Genomic DNA, 24,070 nt, shown 5'->3' on the forward strand with positions numbered 1-24,070 from the left:
GCAAGGCGGCTCGCCCGGCGGTGACGGGGGCCGCGGTGTGGTGGACGAAGCGCAGGGCGGAGGACGGCAGGCCGGGACCGCGGACTGACGGTCCCGGTGCGGTCAGATCAGCTCGTGGACCGCGCTGAAATCGAGGTAGCGGGTCCAGAGTGCGGCCGCGAGCTCGTGCTCACCCGCGCTCCCCAGGGCCAGGGCGGCGTCCTCAAGGGTGATGTTGACGAAGGCCGGATGCCGCGCCGGGTCCCGGTCGGCCCCTTTGTGGATGTGGTCGCGGTAGAGCCGTGCGCCGCGTTGGACGTCGTCATTGAGCCGCGGGGCGATGAGGACGAACGCTCCGGTGTCGTAGAGCCCGTTCTCCAGGAGGCAGTGCGCCAGGAGGTGTTCGCGCCAGAGCTGCTGGAGCGGGTTGGCGCGCAGGGCCGGGTCGTCCGGGTCGACGAACAGGCCGCTGGTGGCGCTGAGGTCGTCCCAGCGGGGCCGGTGGCGGGGCTCCGGTTCCGTCAGGCCTTCGGCGTATTTCACCTCGATGCCCACGAACGCCCGTCGGCCGTCCGGGCGCTTGAGGCCGATGAACACGTCGAACGCCGTGCCGTCGCCGAGGAAGTGTTCGTCGCCACGGGCCGGCGCGTGCTCGAACAGCAGGTGCGTGACCTTGCCAGTGAACTCAGGAAGCAGGGCGGCGACCCAGGTCTCGGCCTTAGCGAGGTCGATCTTGAGCGCCCCGAACAGGTTGAACGCGACAGGCTGGCTCGCGAGCATGTTGCGCCAGAGGCGGTTCTCCTCGATGACCGCGCCCGGCTCGCGGTAGACCACCTCGCGGTAGGCCAGGCGGGCGATCTTCGGGTCGAGGAAATTCAGGCCCGCTGCGGCCGGGAGCGGGGCCAGGCGGCTGCCGAGCTTGCGGCGGCGGCGTTTGGTGGGCGCGTACGAACCGATCGCCGCCCCGAGTTCCTCCCGATAGAGGGCCTGCCGAAGACGGGCGCAGGCCCGGAAGCGCGTGTCGCCGGGTTGATGGACCTTGTACTTGCGCAGGATCGACTCCGGCACGAGTGGCAGGCGCTCCGGCGGGAAGGGATCCGGCGGGAAGTCGATGATGGAGGACGGGTCGGCCGCGGGCTCGGGGAGCGGCTGGTCGCCACCCGCCGGCCGGTCGGTGTCCGGCCCGGGGCCAGACGGTAGATCGGACATGGAATGAACCTTCGCTGTTGCAGTGGTGCAGCGAAGGTTCGAGGTGGGGACCGATGAGTTGCGACGACCTTACCGTTGCGCCGCGTGCTGTTCCTGCGCGCGCATGGTCAGGACGGTCTGTACGAAGGCGTCGAAGCCCCCGTGCGGATGCTTGTAGCCGCTGTCCAGGGTGATGGTCCCGCGGTCCGGCCAGTAGTTCAGGGCGCGGTATTTCAGATGCTTGTCGCTGCAGCGGCGGATCGGGATGTGGTTCTCCCGGCACCAGGTCAGGGCCTGGCGCATGGCGGGGCTGTCAGTGTTGGCTGGAACGGGGAGGAAGGGCATTGCGGCCTCCAGATAATTTGCGGTCGCGCCATATAGGAAGCTGACCCCTCGCGCCGACACACCTCTCCAATGCTGGTTTTTGGCCCGGCGCACCGACGATGCCAGCGGAGCGGAAAACTCGATCTCACGCTGAACGCGTCAGGTAAGGTCGCTGGAATTCGCACGCCCTTGCGGTCTCTCTGCGCTTCTCGGAGCCACTTCTCAGGGCGCGTGTGGGACGGGACTCCGGAGCGCCCTGTAAGGGATATAGCGTTTGGGTCTCATCGACGCCGACCTGATTTTCGAGCCAGTGGTCCAGGGATTGGCTGCGTGGCCCCATTCAGGGCCGTGCAGCCAACCCCCAGCATTTCGAGCGATGTGTCGCTTGAGCAGAGGCAGGCCACGATGCGCAGGATTGGCTCGCCCCCCCCCCGCGCCAGCCCAGCTGGCTATGGCCTGCCGCGGCCCTTGTCGCGACTGGTCCCCTGGTCTGACAGCGCGCTGAGGATGACCCGGTAGACCAGCTCCTCGTCTTCGCCGCGCACCACGAGCGCCGGGCCACGCTTCTCACCCAGCCAGATCTCAAGGGCGACATCGTTGCCTGGGCGTTTGCGGACAGCCCGCAGGAAGGTCGGCAGGGCAACGTTGAGCGCGACGGGTTCCTCCGGACCAGAGGCGGCGCCGACGTCGGGATCCGTCGCCTTCACGACGATGACGCCGCCGCGGACGATCTTATCCACCGGCAGGGTAAGTCTCAGCTCAGCGCCGTCCTCGATCGCCACCCCCAGGGGAAGCGTAGGGCGTGGCTTGTCGTAAAGATCTGCTGCGAAGAGGCGGCTGACATTCTCTTCACCAGCGAGCGGGAAGGACGCTGCGAGGCTACGATGCGGCGCAAGGGGGAAGTCTGGTGCGTTACCCTGGACCTGTCGGAAGGAGAAGCTCACCACGCCATCTGTGATGACGTTGTTTTCCCCGCGCTGTTCCAGCGTGACCTTGCCTCGGTTCATGCGCGCCAGGGCGCTCTTGATCTTCCTGGCCGTGGGCCAGGTGAGGCAGAGACTGATCCCACAAGGATACTTCAGGTTGACGACGCACCAGCGCATATGCGTGCCTCCCTGGGCAGTGTCGTGCGATAGCCAGACGCGCTGGAACTGCTCGGCGACGGGTTGGTTGCGTTCAGGGGCGAAGGCGCACAGGGCATTGAGCGCCATCCGTACCGGGGTGGATCCGAACTCCTGCGAGCGGTCCGGCACACCTAGAGAAATCGGCGGTTCCGCGGCCGTGGCGGCGGGCAGGCGAATCGTGGTGCGGTCGTGGACCACAACCAGTTCCTCGGAGATCGGTGAGAAGGTGAAGTCGTAGATAAATGGCGTCTGCTTCTCGGCGGGCGCTCTGGGACGATGCGGGTCCGTCTTGTGTATGCCGGCCTTGCTGGCGTTCCACGGCCGGATCGCTGCCAGCCTCGACATCTGCTCGTACTTGGCGGCGAAGTGACAGACCTCGCCTTCAGCCAGGTTGTTGTCCGACGGGAGGCTCACCCAGTAACGCCAGTCTTCCCCGCTCACAGTGATATCGGTACGGCCTGCTGTGACGGAAAATCCCACTTCGCCGCTCGCCGAAGGGAGTGTGGCGACCGCAAGCCGTAGGCAATCTCCATCGATACTGAAAAGAGCAGGGCCGCCCTTACCGCTGACGCTGACACTTCGTCCCCTCTGCTGTTCCGCCATCTCCTCCAGCCGGGCGCGAAGCGCCTCTGAGGCGGCAGCGGCGGCTTCGTCGCGCGCATCCTCCAGTTCATCGATCTCTCCAGCGGCTTCTTCGGACTGGGCCAACCTCGATCCTCCATCTGAACAAGCTTGAGCTTGTGGCCGACGCATATATGCAAAGCGCATCGCCACCGCATCCGCTGGCCGGACCAGTCAGAGATGAATTCTTTGAGCCTCGATCAAGACTGGTCAGAACGGCACCGGCCGCGCGCATTTTCTGATGTCGTGGGGCAGGTCGCGGCGGTACAGGGGCTCAGGGCGCTGGCGCGCGCAGCCACATTCAAGAGCGTCGCCATTACCGGTCCGTCCGGCGCGGGCAAGACGACCCTGGCGCTCATCTATGCGCAGGCGTGCCTCTGCGACGCGCCGCGGGCTGATGGCTCAGCCTGTGGACAGTGCCACAACTGCACGGCCTTCGCAGAGGGCAGGAACAGCGAGTTCGACTTCTATCCGCCGTCCCGTCAGAGGACCGCAGACCTGATCGGGATCGTCGAAGAGATCCAGCCCTACCATCCACAGAACAGCGCGCGCAGGGTGTTCTTCTTCGACGAGGCGGCCAGGATTGGGGATCGGATCGACATCATCCTTGAGGAGATCAGCCGACCGAAAAGCCCAGCAGTCTTCATCTTCACCCTGATTGATTCCGATGACCTCCCCAAGCCAGCCCTGAACCGCCTCGCGCACATTCCGGTTGCCGCGGCTGCCAAATCCGACGTGGTGGGGATGTTGAGGCGTGTGTGCGAGGTCGAGGCCATTTCTTTCGAAGAGGATGCACTCGGCCTGCTCGCCGGGGCGAGTAACGATTTCCGCAAGCCCGTGAGCGATCTCCAGCTTGTCGCTTCCGTCGGACCCGTGACCTCCCAGGCGGTGTTCGAGCGGGTGCTGGGGCCGCGGTTCAGCTGGCTTCTGGGGTATCTGCGCGCCGCGGCGCGGCTGGATCTTGAGGGACAGCTTGACGCCCTCGAAATGTCTTCGTTGAACCCATCCGACAAGGTGGATCTGATCCTCTCGGCGCTGAACAGCCTCAGGGTGGACCTCGTCGGACCTGTCCGTTCAACCCGGGCCTCAGGTGCACGACTGATCGCTGACGCCGATGCCCGCGCTGTGGTGGCGGATTTCGAACGGCTTGTTGCGCCGTCAGGCCGTAGACTGTCCGCCCTTTGGAGCCTGATGCAACACTGCTGGGCGCATGCGCCGTCGCGCCTCAGTGAGGAGGTCGTTCGCGCAGCCGCGATGCTCTTCCACGAGCGGCTGGCCGACTTTGTCGCAGTGGTCGAAGGATCAGGATCGCCGGTGTCTGACCGGGTCGCTCCGAACAGGGCGAGCCGCAGAAGTTCGTCCGCGCGTCGGCCAGGGCGGCTGTTCCTCGACGTCGAACAGACCAGGGAAATCTACGAGGCCTCCACTTTCTCGCTCCAGGTACGCCAGGCGCCGTTCAACATGTGGCTGAAGCTGACGTGGCCCAAGGACGTGGCTGCGGTTGATAGCGTGCTCTCAAGGCGCGCCAGCGACCTGATGCACGTCCTGCAAGTGAGGATGAGGGACTGGGGATATGATGATGTCGGGGGCTTCAACCGCATCGTTGTCAATGGTCGCGACCGGGAGGGCCGCTTCGTGAGCGAAGTCGTGGCTCACGTCCCTGACCGACACGTCGGCCGCGTGCGGATGTGGTTGGAGAGGCGCTCGAACGGGGGGATGGAGCTGCTGTTCAAGCTGCACCAGAGGGCGGGAACGGCGAAGGCTGCGATAGCGGACCACTGGGAACACGTGCGCAACCTCTGGCGCGGCGTGGATCCTGAGATATCGGTGACCACCGCGGGCAGCCTGCTTGATCTGCTGCAGGTGCCGGTTCGTCGCAGACGTCCCGCCGGCCCGATCGCTGCCCGCCGGATCGCGCTGTCTGAAGGACTGCGCGCCAAGGCTCGCGAAGACGCCGCGACGCAGCTTTGCGAACACGTCTCGTTCTGGCGGGACGGTCACTGGTCAGACCTGTTCTCAGGCTGGGAAGCAGACGAATACCGATGGCGCAAAGAGCTCGCAGAAACCTGGACCAGGAATCTGGGCCTTCTCGAAGCGCGCTACGGCTCTTTTGAGCACCCGACCAGCGAAGTCGAAATCAAGAAACTTAAACAAGATCAAATAGATAATATATCTTCTCGTTGGAATCGTCGCGCCGATGCCCGCTTCAAAGCTGGTGAGAGATGACCGGATTATCCTCATCCTATGATCGGGATAATCCCGATCGGACACCAAGGGCACCAGCTGGGGCGCGCCTCATCTTCAGGAAGCGACAGGGAAGGGCTTGAGCTCGGCAAGCGGGAAGGTCGGAAACTCCACCTTCGACATAGCCTCGCCGAGCGCCTTCACCGACCACCCAGCGCCATAGCCGCGGCTGATCTGCTGGTTTGCTGAGCCGGCATGACCGGTCAGCCTGTCATGCAGGTCCTCTGACAGGCCTGCCGCCCTGCAGGCGTCCTTGAATGAGTGCCGGAAAGAGTGATGGTCCTGCATTCGGGCGGGGTCGTGAAAGCCGTTGGCCTTACGCCAGTGCCCGAACCATTTGGAGATCGCAGACGTCGCCGTGCGTTGCCGCCCGTTGTGCTGCAGGTCTGGGAAGAGCCATTGGTCCTGCGCCTGCGCATACTCGATGAATCCGAGCTCGATCAGCACAGGATGGACCGGGACAACGCGACGGCTCTGTGCGTTCTTGACCCTGCGCGCGCCCGATAGCGGCCGGCCCCGCAGGTCGAAGTACCAGACACCGTCCTCGAGCTTGACCTCCTCAGCCAGGGCAGCGCCGGGCTCGTCGAGACGCATGCCTGAGAAGAGCGCGATGAGCGGGAGCCAGAACTTTGCATCGTGGGCTATGAGATAGCCCGGGCTGTCGCGGTAGCCGTGCAGGGACGCGCAGCCGGTGAAAAGGGGACGGGCGAACATCGCCGCGATCTGCTCGCCGCTCCAGGGTTCGCGGTCGCGGGTCTGATCGGCCTTCTTGCTCGGCAGTGCAGGCGTCACCGGGTTGCGCGCCACGAGCTCGCGCGAGACCGCATACTTGAAGAGCCGGTTATATGCGCCGAACCATTTGATGCGGATGGTCTTGGTGCTCAGGACATCGGCATCCTCGCCGCCGTGCTTGTCGACGATCTCGTCAAAGGGCAGCCGGAGGATTTCAGGCCGGCGCGTATGGGGAAACTGCCGCAGCCTCGACAGGAAGCCATCCAGGGCGATCGTTGTCACTGTGTCGGCAGGGATGTCGCCGAGGTGTTCGATGAGGCGCTTGACGTACCCGCGCATCTCCGAGGCGTCCTTGGACGGCATGCTGCTGTGGGCGATGAAGGTCTCCAGGAGGACGGAAAGACGCGGCGCGCCGCCTTCTTGCGGCTCCTCCTGCTGCCTGCTCGCGCCGGACCGCGCCTTCTGGCGTCCAGACGGCGGCCACTGGGAGAAGTCGCGCTCGCCAAACAGGAGGGTCTGACGCGACACACGGGCCAGCGCCTCGCCAAAGGGCCTCTCAAGGGAGGCGATCGCCGGATCGTCAGGGGTAAGGGCAATGCCTTCGCCGGCCATGGCGCTCACCAGTTCTTCCAGAAAACCCGGAACTTCCCACCAGCGCCTGCCGTCGAGGGATTTCACGAGCTCCTGCAGCCGACTAATCTCAGGATCGAGGAAATTGAACCGGGGGGTCCGCCCATAGAAGGCGTCAAGGTAGCGCCGCTCAGTCTCCTTGCGCTCCCAGGCGCCTATGGCCGCAAGCGCCTTCTCAGGGGTCCAGTCAGGCCGCTTCGGCTGGGCTGCCGCGGCCTGGCCTGAGCGAAGCAGAGCGATCCTCGCCCTGACCGCCCTCTGGGTCTCCTCATGCGCCGCAAGTGCGGTCAGGAAGTCGCGCGTGCCATGACTTACCTGCTCTACGGACTTGCCATAGGCCACGCGCACGTCCGCGGGGATCTGGATTCGGCTTTCGAAGATTCCGTTCCGAACCGTCAGATTCGGCACTTTCTGATGCATTTTAGTGGCGCCCATTAGTGGCAATCTGCCGCTAAGTCCCTAAGCCACTTATTCTTTTTGGGAATCGAGGAATTGGCTGGGGAACTAGGACTCGAACCTAGAATGACGGTACCAAAAACCGCAGTGTTACCATTACACCATTCCCCAGCAGGAACGGCGGGGAGCCAGGTCCCCGTGGCGGAGGCGGTCAAATAGCGCAAGCGTCCGGCCGTTGCAACGCCCGTTGCGAAAGGATTGCGACGGTCGCTTGCGAGCTTGCGGGTCGTCCTCTATAAGGCGCCCTCCCGACGGGCGAAGGCCAAGCCGCCGCGCGTCGGGATCCCCGGATCGGACGGCGTTCTGGCTGCTCGGATCCACATCGGAGTGTGGCTCAGTCTGGTAGAGCACCGCGTTCGGGACGCGGGGGTCGCAGGTTCGAATCCTGCCACTCCGACCATTTCCTTCCCGCCCAATCTGCCCTTCGCCTTTTGGATTTCGGCCAGCCTGACCTTGGGTCATGGTTCTGCGGCGTCGTGGCATGTTCTAGGCTCGTCCGGAGACATCCAGGGGAGGCGGCCATGGCCGACGCGGCGGCGCTGCAGGCGATTCTTCAGGCGGGCGTGGCCGCGGGCCATGCGCCCGGCATGACGGCGGCGTTGGCCGGACCCGAGGGCGTGATCCAGGCGGCGGCCGGCGTGCGCGGCGCCGACAATGCCTCGGCGATGACCGAGGACACGGTAGTCTGGATCGCCTCCCTGACCAAGGCGGTGACGTCGGCCGCGGCCATGCAACTGGTCGAGCAGGGCAGGGTCGGGCTCGACGATCCCGTGGCACGCTGGCTGCCGCGGCTGGCCGAGCCACAGGTGCTGGAAGGTTTCGGGGACGACGGCGCGCCGCAACTGCGGGCCGCCCGCGCGCCAGTCACCCTGCGTCACCTGCTGACCCACACCTCGGGCCTGGCCTACGACTTCTTCAGCGCCGATCTGGTGCGCTATCTGCAGGCGACCGGGGCCAGCCTGATGGGGGCGGAGGACCCGGACATCCCGCTGCTGTTCGAGCCTGGAGCCGGCTGGCAGTACGGCATCAGCACCGACTGGGTCGGAAAGCTGGTCGAGGCGGTCAGTGGCGAGCGGCTGGATGCCTATGTGGAGGCGCACATCTGCGGGCCGCTGGGCATGGCCGACACCACCTTCAGCCCGGGCGAGCGCCAGAACACCCGCCGCGCAAGCGTGCATCAGCGGTTGCCGGATGGCAGCCTGTTGCCGATCCCCTTCGCCATGCCACCCGTGCCCTATTTCGCCATGGGAGGCGGCGGCCTCTACAGCACGGCGGGCGACTATCTGACCTTCCTTCGCGCGCTCCTGGCAGGCGGCGGGCCTATTCTCAGACCGGAAACCGTGGCGCAGATGGGCCGCAACCAGATCGGCCCCCTCGGCGCCGGCGCCCTGAAGACCTCGAACCCCGCGCTCAGCAACGACTATGAGCCGATGGCCGGCGCCCCCAAGGGCTGGGGCCTGGGCTTCCTGATCAACCACGATCCGCGTCCCGCCGGGCGCGGCGCCGCCAGCCTGGCCTGGGCCGGGCTGGCCAACTGCTACTATTGGCTGGACCCCGCCGCCGGGCGCGCCGGGGTGCTGATGTCGCAGGTGCTGCCGTTCGCCGACGCCGGCGTGCTGTCGACCTTCGACGCCGTGGAGGCCCTGGCCTACGCCTAGGCGCTTGCGGGCAATTCCATCGGGCCGGGAAAGCCTCTAGCCTTGGCGTCTCCCTGACCGCCGAGAGTCCCATGAAGCAGTTCCTGATCACCGTCGCCGGCGTGTTCGTCGGCCTGCTGCTGTTCGCGGTCGGCGTACCGATCCTGCTGATCGGGGCCATCGCCAGCGCGGCCAGGCCCGCGGCGCCGCCGTCGCACACGGTGCTCAGCCTGGACCTGCGGCAGGGCATCGCCGACCAGGAGGGCTCCAACCCGTTCGGCCTGAACGGGCGCTCGCTGTCGGTCATGGGGATCGAGCAGACGCTGCTGCGGGCGGAGAAGGATGACCGGGTGAAGGGCCTGTTCATCCGCCTGCCGGAAACCGGCATGGCGCCGGCGGCGGCCGACGAGTTGCGCGCGGCCTTCAAGCACTTCCGCGCTTCGGGCAAGCCGATCGTGGCGCACAGCCAGGGCCTCTACCCCGGCGGGATCATCACCTCGACGTACGAGCTGGCCTCCGCCACCGGCGACGTCTGGATGCAGCCGTCCTCGTCGTTTCAGGTGACCGGCATCGCCGCGGAGGACATGTTCTTCAAGCGCTTCTTCGACAAGTACGGCGTCACGGCCGACTACCAGCAGCGCTACGAGTACAAGAACGCAGTCAATCCCTACCTCTACAGCGACTACACCCCGGCGCACCGCGAGTCGGAGCTGTCGTGGCTGGGATCGATCTACGGCACGGGCCTGGCCGCCGCCGCGCAGGATCGCGGCAAGGGCGAGGGCGTGCTGAAAGGCCTGATCGAGGCGGGTCCCTATTCGGCCGAACAGGCCCGGACCAACGGATTGATCGACCATATCGGCCAGGAGAAGGAGGCCGAGGATGCGATCCTCAAGCAGGCCGGCGACGACGCGAGCCTGCTGGACTTCACCACCTATGCCGCCAGCGCGCGCCAGGCGGCGGCGCTGGCCGGGGCCGGCCGGCCGACCATCGGCGTGATCAACGCCGAGGGGGCGATCGTCACCGGCACCGGCGCCCGCGCCAACCCCTTCAGCAGTGGCGGCAACATCTATTCCGACGACGTGGCCAAGGCCTTCTACACGGCCATCGCCGACAAGTCGGTCAAGGCCATCGTGTTCCGGGTTTCCTCGCCCGGCGGCTCCGACACCGCCTCCGAGCAGATCCTTGCGGCGGTGCGGGCGGCCAAGGCCGCCGGCAAGCCGGTGGTGGTGTCGATGGGGACCTACGCGGCGTCCGGCGGCTACTGGATCTCGTCTCAGGCCTCGGAGATCGTCGCCCAGCCGTCGACCCTCACGGGCTCGATCGGCGTGTTCGGCGGCAAGTTGGCCATTGGCCCGGCGCTGGCCCGGTTCGGCGTGGACATGCGCAGCCTGGGCGTCGGCGGCGACTACGCCGGCGCCTTCGGCGCCGGGGCGCCGATGACCGACAAGCAGCGCGCGGCGTTCTCCACCTGGATGGACAACATCTACAACGGCTTCGTCAGCCGGGTGGCGGAAGGGCGCAAGCTGCCCGTCGACCGGGTCAAGGAAATCGCCAAGGGCCGTGTCTGGACCGGCGTGCAGGCCAAGCAGCTGGGTCTGGTGGATCAGATCGGCGGCTTTCCCCTGGCGGTCGAGCGGGCCAAGGCCCTGGCCAGCATCCAGGGCGACGTGCGGCTGAAGACCATCGACAGCCAGGTCTCGCCGTTCGACGCGCTCGGCCGGATGTTCGGCGGCGGCGCGGATGCGACGAAGATCCTGGCCGCCGCCGTCTGGCTGGCCCGCGACCCCAACGCTCAGGCCCTCGCCGCCCAGGTGCGCGACGCTGAACTGCGCCAGCAGGGCGCGGCGGTGCTGGCGCCGCGCCTGGTGCGGTAGGACAAATCCGCCGGGACGTCCCCGCTCCGGCGCGAACAGACGTGGACCCGGCGCCTGAACGCAAGCCGCCGCGGCCGGATGGCCGCGGCGGTCGCAATGACGGTAGGGAGTGGCGACCGTTGGCCGCTATCAGAAGTCCTTCGTCAGGTTCATGAAGAAGGTGCGGCCGTAGAAATCGTATGTGCCGTAGCCGGCGCTGACTTCGCCGTAACGCGGCGCGACACCCGTGGAGTTGTTCGAGATGAGCGGCGGCAGAACGTCGCCGACGTTGCGCACCCCCGCAGTGAACTTCCATTTGTCCGCTTCGTACGTCAGCGACAGGTCGTTGTAGACGATCGACGGCTGATCCAGCTTGTACTGCCCGCCCGGAGCGATGCCGCTGAGCGCGTACACATCCGTGCCGCCGATGTACTGCATGTTCCAGGCGAAGGTCCAGGCATGCCGCTTCAGCAGGATCTGGGCGTTCCACACCAGCTTCGGATCGCCGAAGGTGCCGTTGTAGCTCTGGAGACCGGTGCCGGGCAGGTATTCGGTGGCGTCGGTCGTGGTGACCGTGCCCTGCCAGTCGAAGTCGAGCTTGGTGTCCCACCACGGGAGTTGCCGCTTGTACTTCACTTCCAGGTCGACGCCGGCGGTCTGCTGGCGGGCGATGTTCACATAGGAGTCGTCGATGAACGGGATGTCGCCGTTCCCGTCGCGCGGGCTGATCAGGGCGCAGAAGGGGTCGCCGTTGCGGAACAGCGTGCTGCCGTAGCAGCGGTCGAGGATGTAGCTGGCGCCGAAGTTGGCGATCTGGTTGTCCACCTCGATGTGAAAGTAATCCACTGACACTTCCAGATCGGCGAAGCTGGGCTGGAAGATGATCCCGCCGGTGAAGTTCTTGGAGGTCTCAGGCCGCAGACGGCCGTTGGCGCCCTGGGTGAACACCTGCGGAGTCGAGAAGTAACCGGCGCCGTCTGGGGCTTGGCCCTCCGACATGCAGTTCGTGTAGAGCGGATCGCCGGGCGACGAGACCTCGCCGTAGTTGCGGCAAGGGTCGGCGGCGCCGGTGAAGCTGGTCTGGCCCGCCAGATAGTTCTCGAACAGGGCCGGGCCGCGGAACGAGGTTCCGTAGGTCGCGCGGGCCCTCAGCCAGGGCACGACCTGCCAGTTCAGCCCGACCTTGTAGGTGCCGTCGCTGCCCGCCGTCTTGTAGTCGGTGTAACGGCCCGAGACGTTCAGGGTGAGGCTCTCGAACAGCGCCCTACCCTTGAGGAGCGGCGCTTCAAGCTCGCCGTAGACTTCCCAGACGTGATCATTGCCCTGGGTCAGCCCCGACGTGGACTGGCCGAAATAGTCCCGGGCAAAGGAGCCGTCGCCCTGGTAGTCGAACAGCTTGTCGTATCGGAACTCGGCGCCGAACACCGCCTGAAGCGCGCCGGCGGGCATGTTGAACAGCGGCCCGTTGATGTAAGCCGAAGCGACCACCTGGTCGTAGTTCGTCCGCCCATGGTCGAGCTGGTTGATGTAGGCATAGGCAGGGTCCTTGGCGAACGACGCCGAGGACACGAACCAGTCGATGGGATAGCAGCCGGCGTTCGGATTGGTGACGTTGACCGAGCAGGTGTAGTACTGGCCGTCCACCGGGTTGAGGCGGCGCAGAGCCGCCGGCGTCCCGGCCGGCGCCACGACGACATCCAGGGCGTTCTCCACGCGCGCAGTGCTGATGTACGGGATGGTGTAGGTCGCCCGTGACAGGCCATAGGTCACGCTGGCGTCGTAGCGCCACTTCGACATGAAGCCCGAGGGGAAGTCGCCCTTGAAGCCCAGCACCACCCGTCCGGCGTTGACGTTCTGACTGTAGTGCTCGACGGGCAGGGTGAGGATCGAGTCGGGGAAGTCGCCGACGAAACGGTTGAACGGATTGAAGCCCAGCGCCAGGACGTCATCCAGACTGGAGACGAAGAATTGGGGCACATAGGCGTCCTGGTTGGACTTGCGGTTGGTGAAGATGCCCTCGAAGTAGAACTCGCTGTGCGCGCCGGTATCGACAGACCCGATCACCACCGCGGAGGTTCTGCTCACCGGCGACAGAATGTCGGTGTTCCGTTCGTTGGGATCGGTCGCAATGTTGGTGATCCGCGGAATGGCCGGGTAGGACCCTTGGTGGAACGGCACATAGGGGAAGGATGACGGTTGGCTCGGGTCATAGACGTAGGTGGCGCCGGTGGTCAGCGACTCCACGTAATTGGTCTGGGTGAAAGCGCAGTAGGGGGTGCCGTCGGCATACTGCCGGTCATAGTCGTAGACCCCGGTGGCCGGGTTTCGGTAAAGGTCCGAGGGGCATACGCCAAACGGACGGCTACCCAGGTGGATGCGGTTCTGCTTGTAGTACTCGCCGCCGAACAGGATATGATAGTTATCCCGCACCCGGCCGCCAGAAACGGCGAAGTCATACGTCGAGCCGCCATTGCGGCCGGGGACGGCCCCGTCAGCCTCTACCTCGAGCCCGTCGAACTTGTTCTTGGTGATGATGTTCACGACGCCGCCGATAGCGTCCGACCCGTAGATCGAAGATGCGCCGTCCTTCAGGATCTCGTACCGATCGATCAGCGCCGAGGGGATGACGTTCAGGTCGACAGCCGCCACGGTGCCGGACACGCCGGCGGGGTTCAGGCGACGACCGTTGAGCAGAACCAGGGTGCGTTGCGAGCCTAGCCCGCGCAGCGAGATGGTGTTGACGCCGGCGCCACCGTTGACGACGAACTGGCTGAACTGGTTGTTGATCTGCACGGATCCGGCCGCAACCGGGGACGTTTGCAGTATCTGCGTGGGGTCGACGATCCCCTGCAGGCGACTCTGCTGGGTGGTGATGACCTCAACGGGAGCCGCGGAACTGAAGTTGTCGTGCGGAATGCGCGAGCCGGTGACGACGAGACCTTCGACCTCGCTCTGGTCGGAATTGCTGGTCGGGCTCGAAGTCGAGGCTGTGCTCGCGTCGGCGGCAAACGCCGATGTGGCCGGTGTCGAGCCGATCGCCGCCGTCATGGCAAACACGCTGCCCAGTAGCAGCCCACGATATGACGTCATGGAATACTTACCCCGTTGCGCGCCCGTGGGTGAAATTCGGGCCGCTGTGACAATTGGTACCAGGAGGTCATGGTGGTGCAATCTCAGTGTCGCAAATTTGCCAACGGCCGCCAAATTTTCCCCAGGAGTGCAGGAATTCCGCCACACTCGCCCGCGCAGCGTTACAAAAGTAAGCCTGACGCGGGCCTGAGAGGGCCGGGGCTTACAGTTTTCGCATTGAGGGGAAGGCCTGTGGGCGGAAGCGCGGGATACCTTTACAGGTTGCAGTCATCGGCCTTGTTTCTTTGCGTGATGTTGTGCGGCGCGTCGCCGGCGCTGGCGGCGGCGCCCTCTGCCAAAGACCTGACGCGGGCGCCGGCCATCGATGACGTTTCGATCGCGCGCGACGGCCAACACATTGTCGGCCTGACCTCCCCGGATGGGGTGGTGCAGAACATCTCGATCTGGGACGTCGCGGACCTCTCGAAAGCGCCCGTGATGCTTGGCATGGCGAGGATGCGGCCTCTCTCGGTGCGCTTCATCAAAGACGACCGGATCCTTGTGACCGCGGTGCAGACCTTCACGGCAGGCGTGCGCCGCACCCATTTGATCAAGCAGTTTCTGACGGATCTGAAAGGCCAGCACTGGGACGAGTTGTTGCCGGACGACAGCTTCGGCTCAGAGGACGCTAAGTTTTACAACGCCCTCGGCAGTGCCGAGATCATCAGCGATCTGCCGCTTGATCCTGACAACGTATTGGCGATCGACCGCCGACTGAGCAGCGAAGGCGACGTCTACAAGGTCAATGTTCACACCAACCAGGCGAGCCGGATCGAGCGCGCTTCGGAGCACGTGATCGCACTGCACGCCGACCTGCAGGGGGCAGTGCGCGCCCGGGAAGTTCTCAACTACCAGGATGGCAAGGTCTACATCGCGCTGGAGTTCCGTGACTCCGCAACGGGTAAATGGGAAGAGCACTTCCGTGAATTCGCCAAGGATCGTGAGACGCTCGACCTCCTTTCATTCTCTACTGATCCAAACGTGGTCTATCTGCGGTCGGCGAAGGGGAGAGACAAGGCGGGCATCTACGAATACGACATTCACGCCCGCAAGATCATCGAGCCGGCGTTCGAGCACAAACTGTTCGAAGCGGAAACGGTGGTGCTGTCGACCAGTCCGACCGACTTCGGTACGCCGATCGGCTTTGCATACAACGCCGAGGCGCCAAGAATGTACTGGACGAATCAGACGCTTGGCGCGGCGTCGCGGGGCCTGAACGCGGCCCTGGGTCTGACGACGAAACCGATGGAGTGGACCGACCCCGGCGGCGGCGGCACGGCGAAGATCGCGGTGGAGGCCGGCGCTGCGGCAACGATCATTTCGATCTCCGCGGACCGCAGGTTGATGGTCGTCGAGAAATCCGGACCGATGCAGCCTCCGGAGTACTACCTCTACGACGGTGGCAAGCTCTCGCTCCTGGGCAAGGCGCGGCCGTGGATCGACACCACGCAGCTCGGCGAGACGCAGTTGGTCGAGTATCCGGCGCGCGACGGCCTGATGATCCCGGCGTATCTCACCACGCCGCCCAAGGCGCTGTTTGGCCCGGGCCCCTACCCCACCCTGATCGAGCCGCACGGCGGCCCTTGGGCGCGTGACGAGATGGAATGGGACCTCGCGGGCTGGGTCCAGTATTTCGCCAGTCGAGGCTTTGCGGTGCTCGAGCCGCAGTTTCGCGGTTCGGAGGGGTGGGGGCAGAAGCTGTGGCGCGCCGGCGACGGCCAGTGGGGCCGGGCGATGCAGGACGACAAGGACGATGGCGTCAAATGGCTGATCGAACAGAAGATCGCCGACCCGAAACGGGTTGCCATGTTCGGCTACTCCTATGGCGGATACGCCGCCCTGGCCGCCGCCATTCGACCCAATGGCCTCTACCAGTGCGCCATCAGCGGAGCTGGCGCCGGCGACCTCGCGTCCATCGAGAGAGCCACCTTCGACAACCGCTACCAGCGGGAGTTCCAGCATCCCACCATCGGGGGGCTGGACGCCCTTGAGCATGCCAAAGAGGCCAAGATTCCGATCCTGATCTATCATGGCGACCGCGACCAGACGGTGGACATCGCCCAGTCCCGGAAGTTCGCCGCGGCGCTGAAGGCGGCCGGCAGACCCTATCGCCTGTTGGAGATCCCGGACATGGGCCACCAGTTCATCTTCATGACCCCGGCAATGGCCGAGCTTCAGCTGACGGAGATCGACAATTTTCTGAAGACGGAGTGCAAGCCGGGAGGTCTTTGAGCGCGCCGTCAGCCGCCGTAGACGGTCGTGGCCGACCGCGGCGCATAGAAGACGACGCGCCTGCGACTGAAGTCCAGCTCCACAGCCTTGAAGTGGCGCAGCACGTCGACGCCGATCAGGATCGCCGGCCGATCGATCAGCCGCCAGATGGCGAAGGTGTGCAGGTCCGCGAACACGGCCCCAAGGTCGCCGATCGCCAGTCCGCCAAGGCGAATCTCGGGCAGCACGCAGACCTCGCCACGCGCGGACTGGCCCGTGGCGCTGAGCAGCTCGACCGGGTGCATCTGGGCGGTGAGGCCAGGCCTGCGCCCGACCAGGGCGTTGCGCAGGGCCAGGTTGGCGACGGTGTTCTGTGATCCGGAGTCGAGGAAGGCTGTGACCGGCACGCCGTCGACGTCGGCGTCGACGATGGTCAGCTGTCCGAAGCGGTAGCGGGCGGCCACGCTGATGACGTCGCGGTGTGCGCCAAGGATCCGTGTCGGGGCCTCAAGTCCCGGCGTATCAACCTCATGCCGCGGCGGGGTGATCACCAGGACGCCGGCCGCGAAGTCCAGGGTCACGCGGCGGTCGCGCATCACGTCGACGCCGAGCAGTCCCTGGGCGCCGAGTTGACCCCCGGGCAGGATCGGCAGTTCGAGCCCGCTCGAGCGAACCTCGCCCACCGCCAGGGAAGCCACCTCCACGGTGCCGGCCGGCTCGACGCCGGCGATGCCGTGCACTGGGGTCTGCGGGCCGACGGGCAGCCTCAACGTCGCGGCCGCCTCACTCGCAACCACGGACCGGTTTGCGCCGGTGTCGACCACGAACTCATAGGGGCCCTCGCCGTTGAGGCGCACTTGGGTGGTCATCCGCGAGGCGGCGTCGGCGCCGGCGGGGATCACCGCGGCCTGTCCCGCTGGGCTCGTCAAGGCTGGCGCCTGGCCGGCGAGATTGATCTGCACCTGCGGTGCGGGGCGCAGCCTGCGGGCCTGAGCCCCGGGCGCCGCCAGCATGGCGACGGCCGCAAGTAAATGCCGGCGATCCGGACGCCTGAGACGCATCAGCTTGTCTCCCCACAGTGAGTCTAGGGCGACTTGGTCTGCCGTGAAAGGCAGCCGTGGCTGGAACTGCTCAACCCAAACGAACAACCGCCCGCGGAGAGCCGCGGGCGGTTGCCTGGACGCTTGGTGGAGAACGAGGCGGCCAAGCGCCGCCTCGCCGCCGGATATCAGAAGCTCGTGGAAATCCGGCCGTAGAAGAACCGGCCCACGAAGTCGTAGGGACCCGCGAGGCTGTTGCACTTGCAGATCGAGTCGCTGGTCAGGAACGGCGGATCCTGGTCGAACAGGTTGTCGATCCCGAGCGTCACGCGGGCGCTCTTGGCCGGACCCAGCTTGGCGAAATTGTAGCTGACGCTGATATCGTTGTACCAGACGTCGGGCGTACGATTGCCAACCGAGGCCGCGGACCCGTCGACGTTCACCGTGTGCTCGATGTAGCGCGTATCCCAGTGCAGGGTCAGGGCGTTGCGCTTGTAGTCGAGGTTCAGGACGCCCTTCCAGCGCGGGTAAACGCCTTCGTTGGCATAGACGAAGGTGCCCGGGTAGTTGGCGACCGTACCATCGGCCTGCGACTGCGTGCTGGTGATCAGGTAGCTGAGCTGCAGGTCGGCGCGGAGCGAACCGCCGATGCTCGGGATGTCCCAGTGCTGACGCCCGGTATCGAAGATCCACTCGAAGTCCAGCCCCTCAACCACGGCGTTGCCGAGGTTCGTGTTGAGGCTGTCGATCTGGTAGATCGTGCCCGCCGCATTGCGGTGGATCAGTGAGCAGAACGCCGAGTTCTGAGCAGCGCCATAGCAGCCCAGCAGCACGATATCCGGGCTGGTGACGCCGGCGACGCCGCCGGTCAGGATCGTGTTGCTCAGCTCGGTATGGTAGTAGTCGATGTCGAACGAGAAGCCCGGCACGAAGTGCGGGGTGAACACCACGCCAGCGCCCCAGCCGCGGGCGATTTCCGGCCGCAGGTTCGGGTTGCCGCCGATCAGGATCTGTTCCTGATTGTTTTGGGTCACGTTCTGCGGCGAGAAGTACTGAGTCAGGGCGCCGCTGTTGAACTGGATAGTGTTGTTCGTCTTGCCGGTCAGGGCGAGGGCGCACTGCGAGCCGGCGCCCGTCAGGCCCTGGCCCGAGTTGGCGTTGCCGTTGGCGTTGGCCGGGGTTCGGGTGTCGCAAGGGTCGCCACTGGCGCTGATGTCGGAGATCAGCTGGCCGCCGAACAGTTCGGCCGTGCTGGGGGCGCGGAAGCCCGTCCAGTAGGAGCCGCGGACGCGCACGTCATCGATCACCTGCCAGTCGACGCCGAACTTGCCGGTCGTGGAGTCGCCGAAGTTCGAATAGTGATCGTAGCGGACGCTGGGCGTCAGGGTCAGCGACTTGGCGAACGGCGCGTCCTTCAGCACCGGCACGTTCAGTTCGCCATACAGCGAGGTCACATTGTAGCCGCCCGAGGTCGGATTCGACTGGTTGGGACCCCAGCCTTCCTGCACCAGTTCGTCCGGCGTGTCGTCGAGGTGCTCGCGACGGTACTCGAAGCCCACCGCGCCCTTCACCGTGCCGGCGGGCAGGTCGAACACCGGGCCGCTGATGTTGGCGTAGAAGTAGCGTTCTGAGGCGTTGTTGCGGTCGGTGTTCGTGAAGGTCAGGTACTTCGCCTGGTCCGCCGTGAACATGTTCGGGCCGTTGAAGAAGTTCGGCATCGAGACCGGGATCATCGACGGCCCGCCATGCGCGAGCGAATGCGGATCCGAACTCGGCAGGTTGTTTGGCATACAGCCGCCGGGCACGTCGATGCACTGAATCTGACCGGTGATCTGCGCCAGGTGGTTGAAGTTGCCTTCGTTGTGCACCGTGGTGACGGTGTGGTTTTCCTGGTCCACATAGCCCAGTTCCCAGTCCCACTTCCCGGCGAGGGTGCCCTCGAAGCCAAAGCGGATCCGGTAGGTCTGGGAGTCCTGGTTGTAGCGGCGCGGACCGAACTGGGTCGGCGTCAGGAAGGCGGTGATGTCCTGGCCCGTCGTATTGCCAGGGGCGAAGGTCGGCACGACGAAGCCGGCGAACACCTGGTTGCCGTTCACCACCGTAGCGATGGTGTCGCCGAGCAGCGGTTCCGGACGCAGGGACTGGGCCGAGTTGCGGTCGGTGAAGAAGCCCTCGCCGACGAAGGTGATGTTGTCGGTGATGTTGTAGTGGCCGTTGAAGCTAATCTGCTTGCGGTCGAGTTCACCGGTCAGCCAGTTCCAGCCGGGGGCGTTGGCGTTCAGCTTCACCTTGCCGACGGTCGGCAGGTAGACGAGGTTGGGCGCCAGGGTGGCGACGATCGGGTTGTGGATGTCGTACTGGGTGCCATTGGCCCAGACGGCGCTCGAGTTCTCGTCCTGCAGCAGGTCGATCTGCGAACGGTACGTTGAACCGCCCTCACCCGGCTGGTTGAGATGGGGATTGAGCGCCCAGTCACGGACCTGCACGGCGTCCGTATGGTCCCAGCCGACGCCGAGCAGCAGGTTGCCCTTGTCGGAGTTGAGGCCCAGCGTGCCGGTCACGCTGTACTGGGTGCCGCCGCCGTGTTGCGCGCCGCCCACCGAACCGTCGATGAACAGGCCGTCGGCGTGCTTCTTGGTGATGATGTTGATCACGCCGCCGACCGCGTCAGCGCCGTAGATCGAGGAGGCGCCGTCGCGCAGCACTTCCACGCGATCCACCATGGCGAGCGGCACCGAGTTCAGGTCCGGCACCGAGGTGGCGCCCGAGAACACCGGGATCAGACGCTGGCCGTCGATCAGCACCAGGGTGCGCGTCGGGCCGAGGCCCCGCAGGCCGACTTCCGACAGGCCGACGCCACCGTTGTTCGAGGCGCTGGAGAGGCCGCCGTTGGAGAAGTCGGGACCGGTCATCCGGCTCAGCACGTCTTCGACGCTCTGGGCCTTGGTCAGCTGAATTTCAGCCTGGGTGCTGACGGAGATCGGGCTGGGGCTTTCGGTGTTGCCCTTGATCCGCGAGCCGGTGATCACCACTTCGGTGACTTCGTTGCCGTTGCTGGCGGTGTCGGTCGCCGCCGCAGCGCTGGCGGTCGTGGTGACCCCGGCGCTAAGGGTGACAGCGGCCGCGCCCATGATCATGGATGACGCGAGCAGGCGTCCACGCGTGGTCTTGATGTGCAAGATCTGAATCCTCCGAACGGCGTGAGAACGGCCACGAGTGTGTCCGTCACGCTGCGGTCTTGAGATGTCCCGGGCGACAGGCCCCCCGGTTGGGCCGCAGTTATCGACCGCCGTTCGTGCGGGTCAATTCAGATTACGGGCGCTTAATCTAATCGTAGGCGACCTGTCACATTCAGGTCACAGCTTGCGCGGTCAGGGCTTGCGGGGAACGTTTCCGCCGGAGCCGCCCGGAACGACGGTATTTTTTTCGCAGAGAAAGCGGCTGCGATGGTGGTCGTTGATGTCGTCGACCCACCCGGAAAGGCGTGGATTCACTAGGTTCTTGTTGATGTAGAAGAAGATCGGGACCAGCGGGGCGTCCTGCAGCATGATCGTCTCGGCACGGCGCATTTCATCGGCGCGCCTGGTGGGATCCGGCTCCAGATCGGCCGCATTCAGCAGCCCATCGTAGGCGGGGCTGGCATAATCACCGTAGTTCTGGGCGCCCGTGTCCGACTTCTGCAGGCCCAGGAAGCTCATGGCGTCGTTGAAATCGGCCACCCAGGCGGCGTCTGCGACCTGGAAGTCACGCGCCCGATACGACTGGTAGGCGATTTGTGTCTCCTGCTGGGCGAGACTGACATTCACGCCGACCGCCGCCCAGTCGGCCTGGATCGCCGGCATGATCAGCATCGGGTCGGCCGTGTTGCGATGCTTGATCTCCACGCTCAGCGGATGATTCGGCCCGTAGCCCGCCTGCTGCAGCAGGGCGCGGGCGGTGGCCTGCCGCCGCGCGAGCGGCCAGGCGGCCCAGTCGGGCGCCTGCGCCTGGGTGTAGTTCGCCACCCCGGGCGGCACGAAGGTGTAGGCCGGCAACTGGCCGCCGCGCAGCAGCTTGCGGGTGATGAACTCGCGGTCCACCGCCATGTCGAGAGCCAGCCGTACGCGCGGATCCTTGAACGGGGCGTAGTGAGCGTTAAAGGCCAGGTACGACACCCCGAGATAGGTGTGGGTGTGCACGAAGGTCGGGGCGGTGCGCCTCAGGAAGTCGATGCGGTTGGACTGGAAGTCGTTGTTGGCGTCCAGCTCGCCGCGCATCACCCGCCGCTCGGCTGAGATGGCGTCGGTGGTGGGGTAGTAGTTGACCTCGTCGAAGCAGACGTCCTTGGCGTCGTAGAACAGCGGGTTCTTGACCGCGTGCACGCGGTCCCCCAGGCGCCAGGAGACGATCTTGTAGGCGCCGTTGCCGACGAAGTGTTCCGGCTGGCTCCAGGCATCGCCCCACTTTTCCACCACGTGCCGGGGCACCGGAAACATGCTGGAGTGCTTGGCGATCTCCGGCAGGTAGGGGGCCGGGTGCTCGAGGGTGAGCTGCAGGGTGCGGGCGTCGAGCGCCCTGGCCCCCAGGGTGTCCGGGGTCGCGCCAGGGGCGCCGGTGTTCACCCGGGCGGCATTCTTGATGAAATACAAGAGGTAGGCGTACTCGGACGCCAACTTGGGATCGAGGATGCGGCGCAGCGAGAAGACGAAGTCGTCGGCCGTCACCGGCTGACCGTCCGACCACTTGGCGTCGCGCAGATGGAATGTCCAGACCAGGCCGTCCGGCGAGGTTTCCCAGCGCTCAGCCATGCCAGGGATGGTCGTGCCGTCCGCGGCGTCCTGGGTGAGCCCCATGTCCACGTCGGAGAGGATGTGGTCCTCCCACGTGCCCGTGGACTTATGAGGGTCCAGCGTGATCGGGTCGAAGCCGTTGCCGAACTCCAGGCAGCGCTTGCCCGCCGGGCAGGCCTGGCGCTCCGGCTTGCCCTGACAGCCGGCCAGCGCCGCGACAGCGGCGAGGACGCCCAGGCTGACGATCAGTTTGCGCATGGAAATCGAGGTCTCTGCAGGCGGCGGGGACTCAGCGGTCCTTGGGATCGATGGCGTCGCGCAGGCCGTCGCCGATGAAGTTGAAGCACATCAGGGTGGCGACCATGGTGATCGAGGGGAAGATCAGCAGCCAGGGGGCCAGTTCCATGTCCTGGGCGCCGTTGGCGATCAGGGTCCCGAGCGAGGCCATCGGCGGCTGCACGCCCAGGCCCAGGAAGCTGAGGAAGCTCTCGGCCAGGATGATCGCCGGGATCGTCAGGGTGACGTAGACCACCACCGGGCCCAGCAGGTTCGGCACGATGTGCCGGCGCACGATGGCGCCGCGGTCCAGGCCGTTGGCGCGCGCCGCCTCGATGAATTCCTTCTGCTTCAGCGACAGGGTCTGGCCGCGCACGATGCGGCTCATGGTCAGCCACTCCACCGCGCCGATCGCCACGAAGATCAGCACGATGTTCGAGCCGAACGTCACCATCAGCAGGATGACGAAGAAGATGAACGGCAGGGAATACAGCACATCGACGATGCGCATCATCACCTCGTCCACCGCCCCGCCGACATAGCCCGCGGTCGCCCCCCAGATCACGCCGACCACCAGGGAGACGGAGGTGGCGACCACGCCAATGGCCAGGGACACGCGCAGGCCCACCAACAGCCGCGCCAGCAGGTCCCGGCCCAGCGAGTCGGTGCCGAGCAGGTGGCCATTGGCCATCGGCGGCAACCAGACGTCGTTCTTGTTGATGTCGCTGTAGTGGAAGGGGATCAGCAGCGGGCCGATGATCGCCGCGCTGATCAGCACGATCAGCAGCACCATGCTGGTCACGGCGGCGCGGTTGCGCATCAGGCGCCGGCGGGCGTCGTCCCACAGGCTGCGGCCCTTGACGGCCGCCGCGGCGGTGGCGCGGTCGCGGCTGTGCGACAGCGGGTTGGGGTTCAGCGACAGCTCGTTCACGACACCCTCACCCGCGGATCGAGGGCGGCGTAGAGCAGATCGGCCGCCAGGTTGAGGGCCAGGATCAGGGCCGCGTAGATGATCACCATGCCCATCACCACGGTGTAGTCCCGCTGCAGGGCGCTAATGACGAAGAACTTGCCGAGCCCCGGCAGGCCGAAGATCTTTTCCACCACCAGCGAACCGGTCAGCAGGCCGGCGCAGGCCGGGCCCAGGTAGCTGACCAGCGGCAGGATCGCCGCGCGCAGCGCATGGCGGGTGACGATGCGGTGTTCCGGCAGCCCCTTGGCGCGGGCGGTGCGCACGTAGTTGGAGTGCAGCACCTCGATCATCCCGGCGCGGGTCAGCCGCGAGATGATGGCGATCTGCGGCAGCGACAGCACGATCACCGGCAGCACCATGTTCTTCAGCGCGCCATTGTCCCATCCGGCGATGGGCAGCCAGCCCAGGCGCGTGCCGAATTCCAGCTGCAGCAGGGGGGCGGTGACGAAGGTCGAGATGCAGACGCCGAGGATGGCGATCGCCATCACGCCATAGTCCACGGCGCCGTTCTGGCGCAGCGCGGCCAGAATACCCAGGCTGACGCCGACCAGCGAGGCGAGCGCGATCGAGGTCAGGCCGATGCGCAGCGAGACGGAGTAGTTCTCCTTCAGGACGTCCAGCACGGTCTTGTCGCGGTACTTCAGCGAGGGGCCGAAGTCGCCGTGCGAGATGCCGGCCAGGTAGCGGCCGTATTGCACCACCAGCGGCTCATCCATGTGGAACTTCTTCTTCACATTGGCCTCGATCTCCGGCGGCAGCTTGCGGTCGAGGTCGAAGGGATTGCCAGGCGCGGCCCGCATCATGAAGAAGGCGACGGTGATCACCACGAACAGGGTCGGGATCGCCACCATCAGGCGGCGCAGAAGAAATCGAAGCATCGGCTG

General features: G+C 65.8%; 14 protein-coding genes and 2 tRNA genes. 5 read left to right on the top strand and 11 right to left on the bottom strand.

Features of this window, described 5'->3' with window-relative positions; translation table 11 throughout:
- Positions 1-102: 102 nt before the first annotated feature.
- From ACO2Q3_RS19865 to ACO2Q3_RS19875, 3 genes are all read right to left on the bottom strand, one after another.
- Positions 103-1,188 carry a PGN_0703 family putative restriction endonuclease gene (locus tag ACO2Q3_RS19865; protein WP_423309769.1) on the bottom strand — a complete coding sequence of 362 codons (1,086 nt, stop codon included), beginning with the start codon at positions 1,186-1,188 and terminating at the stop codon, positions 103-105.
- 69 nt (positions 1,189-1,257) lie between these two features.
- Positions 1,258-1,512, bottom strand: coding sequence for a hypothetical protein (locus ACO2Q3_RS19870; protein ID WP_423309771.1), 255 nt, complete (start codon positions 1,510-1,512; stop codon positions 1,258-1,260).
- A gap of 428 nt (positions 1,513-1,940) precedes the next feature.
- Positions 1,941-3,323, bottom strand: a complete 1,383-nt coding sequence (locus ACO2Q3_RS19875) for a hypothetical protein (RefSeq protein ID WP_423309773.1) — start codon at positions 3,321-3,323, stop codon at positions 1,941-1,943.
- Between the two features lie 102 nt (positions 3,324-3,425).
- Between ACO2Q3_RS19875 and ACO2Q3_RS19880 the strand changes: the two genes are divergently transcribed.
- Entirely contained in the window at positions 3,426-5,462 is a 2,037-nt protein-coding gene (locus ACO2Q3_RS19880; protein ID WP_423309775.1) for a hypothetical protein, read from the top strand.
- Positions 5,463-5,537: 75 nt separating this feature from the next.
- Here ACO2Q3_RS19880 and ACO2Q3_RS19885 read toward each other — a convergent pair whose 3' ends face one another.
- Together ACO2Q3_RS19885 and ACO2Q3_RS19890 are read right to left on the bottom strand one after the other, a co-directional pair.
- Positions 5,538-7,262, bottom strand: a complete 1,725-nt coding sequence (locus tag ACO2Q3_RS19885; protein WP_423309777.1) for a DUF6538 domain-containing protein — start codon at positions 7,260-7,262, stop codon at positions 5,538-5,540.
- Positions 7,263-7,335: 73 nt separating this feature from the next.
- Positions 7,336-7,409: transfer RNA gene (locus ACO2Q3_RS19890), tRNA-Gln, on the bottom strand.
- Between the two features lie 212 nt (positions 7,410-7,621).
- On the opposite strand from ACO2Q3_RS19890, the gene ACO2Q3_RS19895 reads away from it, so the two are divergent.
- The 3 genes from ACO2Q3_RS19895 to sppA all read left to right on the top strand — a co-directional run bounded on the left by ACO2Q3_RS19895 (position 7,622) and on the right by sppA (position 10,809).
- Positions 7,622-7,698 (top strand) — tRNA-Pro (locus ACO2Q3_RS19895).
- A gap of 121 nt (positions 7,699-7,819) precedes the next feature.
- Positions 7,820-8,956, top strand: a complete 1,137-nt coding sequence (locus tag ACO2Q3_RS19900) for a serine hydrolase domain-containing protein (protein ID WP_423309779.1) — start codon at positions 7,820-7,822, stop codon at positions 8,954-8,956.
- 71 nt (positions 8,957-9,027) lie between these two features.
- Positions 9,028-10,809, top strand: coding sequence for a signal peptide peptidase SppA (gene sppA / locus ACO2Q3_RS19905; protein WP_423309781.1), 1,782 nt, complete (start codon positions 9,028-9,030; stop codon positions 10,807-10,809).
- A gap of 129 nt (positions 10,810-10,938) precedes the next feature.
- On the opposite strand, the gene ACO2Q3_RS19910 is transcribed toward sppA, so the two are convergent.
- Positions 10,939-13,878 carry a TonB-dependent receptor domain-containing protein gene (locus ACO2Q3_RS19910; RefSeq protein ID WP_423309783.1) on the bottom strand — a complete coding sequence of 980 codons (2,940 nt, stop codon included), beginning with the start codon at positions 13,876-13,878 and terminating at the stop codon, positions 10,939-10,941.
- Positions 13,879-14,139: 261 nt separating this feature from the next.
- On the opposite strand from ACO2Q3_RS19910, the gene ACO2Q3_RS19915 reads away from it, so the two are divergent.
- The gene (locus ACO2Q3_RS19915) at positions 14,140-16,149 is read left to right on the top strand and encodes an alpha/beta hydrolase family protein (protein ID WP_423309785.1); all 2,010 of its coding nucleotides are present in this window, start codon (positions 14,140-14,142) and stop codon (positions 16,147-16,149) included.
- Between the two features lie 8 nt (positions 16,150-16,157).
- Here the strand turns inward: ACO2Q3_RS19915 and ACO2Q3_RS19920 are convergent, their stop codons facing one another.
- From ACO2Q3_RS19920 to oppB, 5 genes are all read right to left on the bottom strand, one after another.
- Positions 16,158-17,189, bottom strand: coding sequence for a retroviral-like aspartic protease family protein (locus tag ACO2Q3_RS19920; RefSeq protein ID WP_423309787.1), 1,032 nt, complete (start codon positions 17,187-17,189; stop codon positions 16,158-16,160).
- Between the two features lie 167 nt (positions 17,190-17,356).
- Complete coding sequence (locus ACO2Q3_RS19925) at positions 17,357-20,347, bottom strand: TonB-dependent receptor plug domain-containing protein (RefSeq protein ID WP_423309789.1); 2,991 nt, start codon at positions 20,345-20,347, stop codon at positions 17,357-17,359.
- Positions 20,348-20,539: 192 nt separating this feature from the next.
- The gene (locus tag ACO2Q3_RS19930) at positions 20,540-22,195 is read right to left on the bottom strand and encodes a peptide ABC transporter substrate-binding protein (protein ID WP_423309791.1); all 1,656 of its coding nucleotides are present in this window, start codon (positions 22,193-22,195) and stop codon (positions 20,540-20,542) included.
- 31 nt (positions 22,196-22,226) lie between these two features.
- Complete coding sequence (locus ACO2Q3_RS19935; RefSeq protein WP_423309793.1) at positions 22,227-23,144, bottom strand: ABC transporter permease; 918 nt, start codon at positions 23,142-23,144, stop codon at positions 22,227-22,229.
- Positions 23,141-24,064, bottom strand: a complete 924-nt coding sequence (gene oppB / locus ACO2Q3_RS19940) for an oligopeptide ABC transporter permease OppB (protein WP_423309795.1) — start codon at positions 24,062-24,064, stop codon at positions 23,141-23,143. Before oppB ends, ACO2Q3_RS19935 begins: the two co-directional genes overlap by 4 nt.
- Between the last annotated feature and the right edge of the window lie 6 nt (positions 24,065-24,070).

The organism is Caulobacter sp. KR2-114, from assembly GCF_049446115.1.
In the GTDB taxonomy this organism is placed as follows: domain Bacteria; phylum Pseudomonadota; class Alphaproteobacteria; order Caulobacterales; family Caulobacteraceae; genus Acaudatibacter.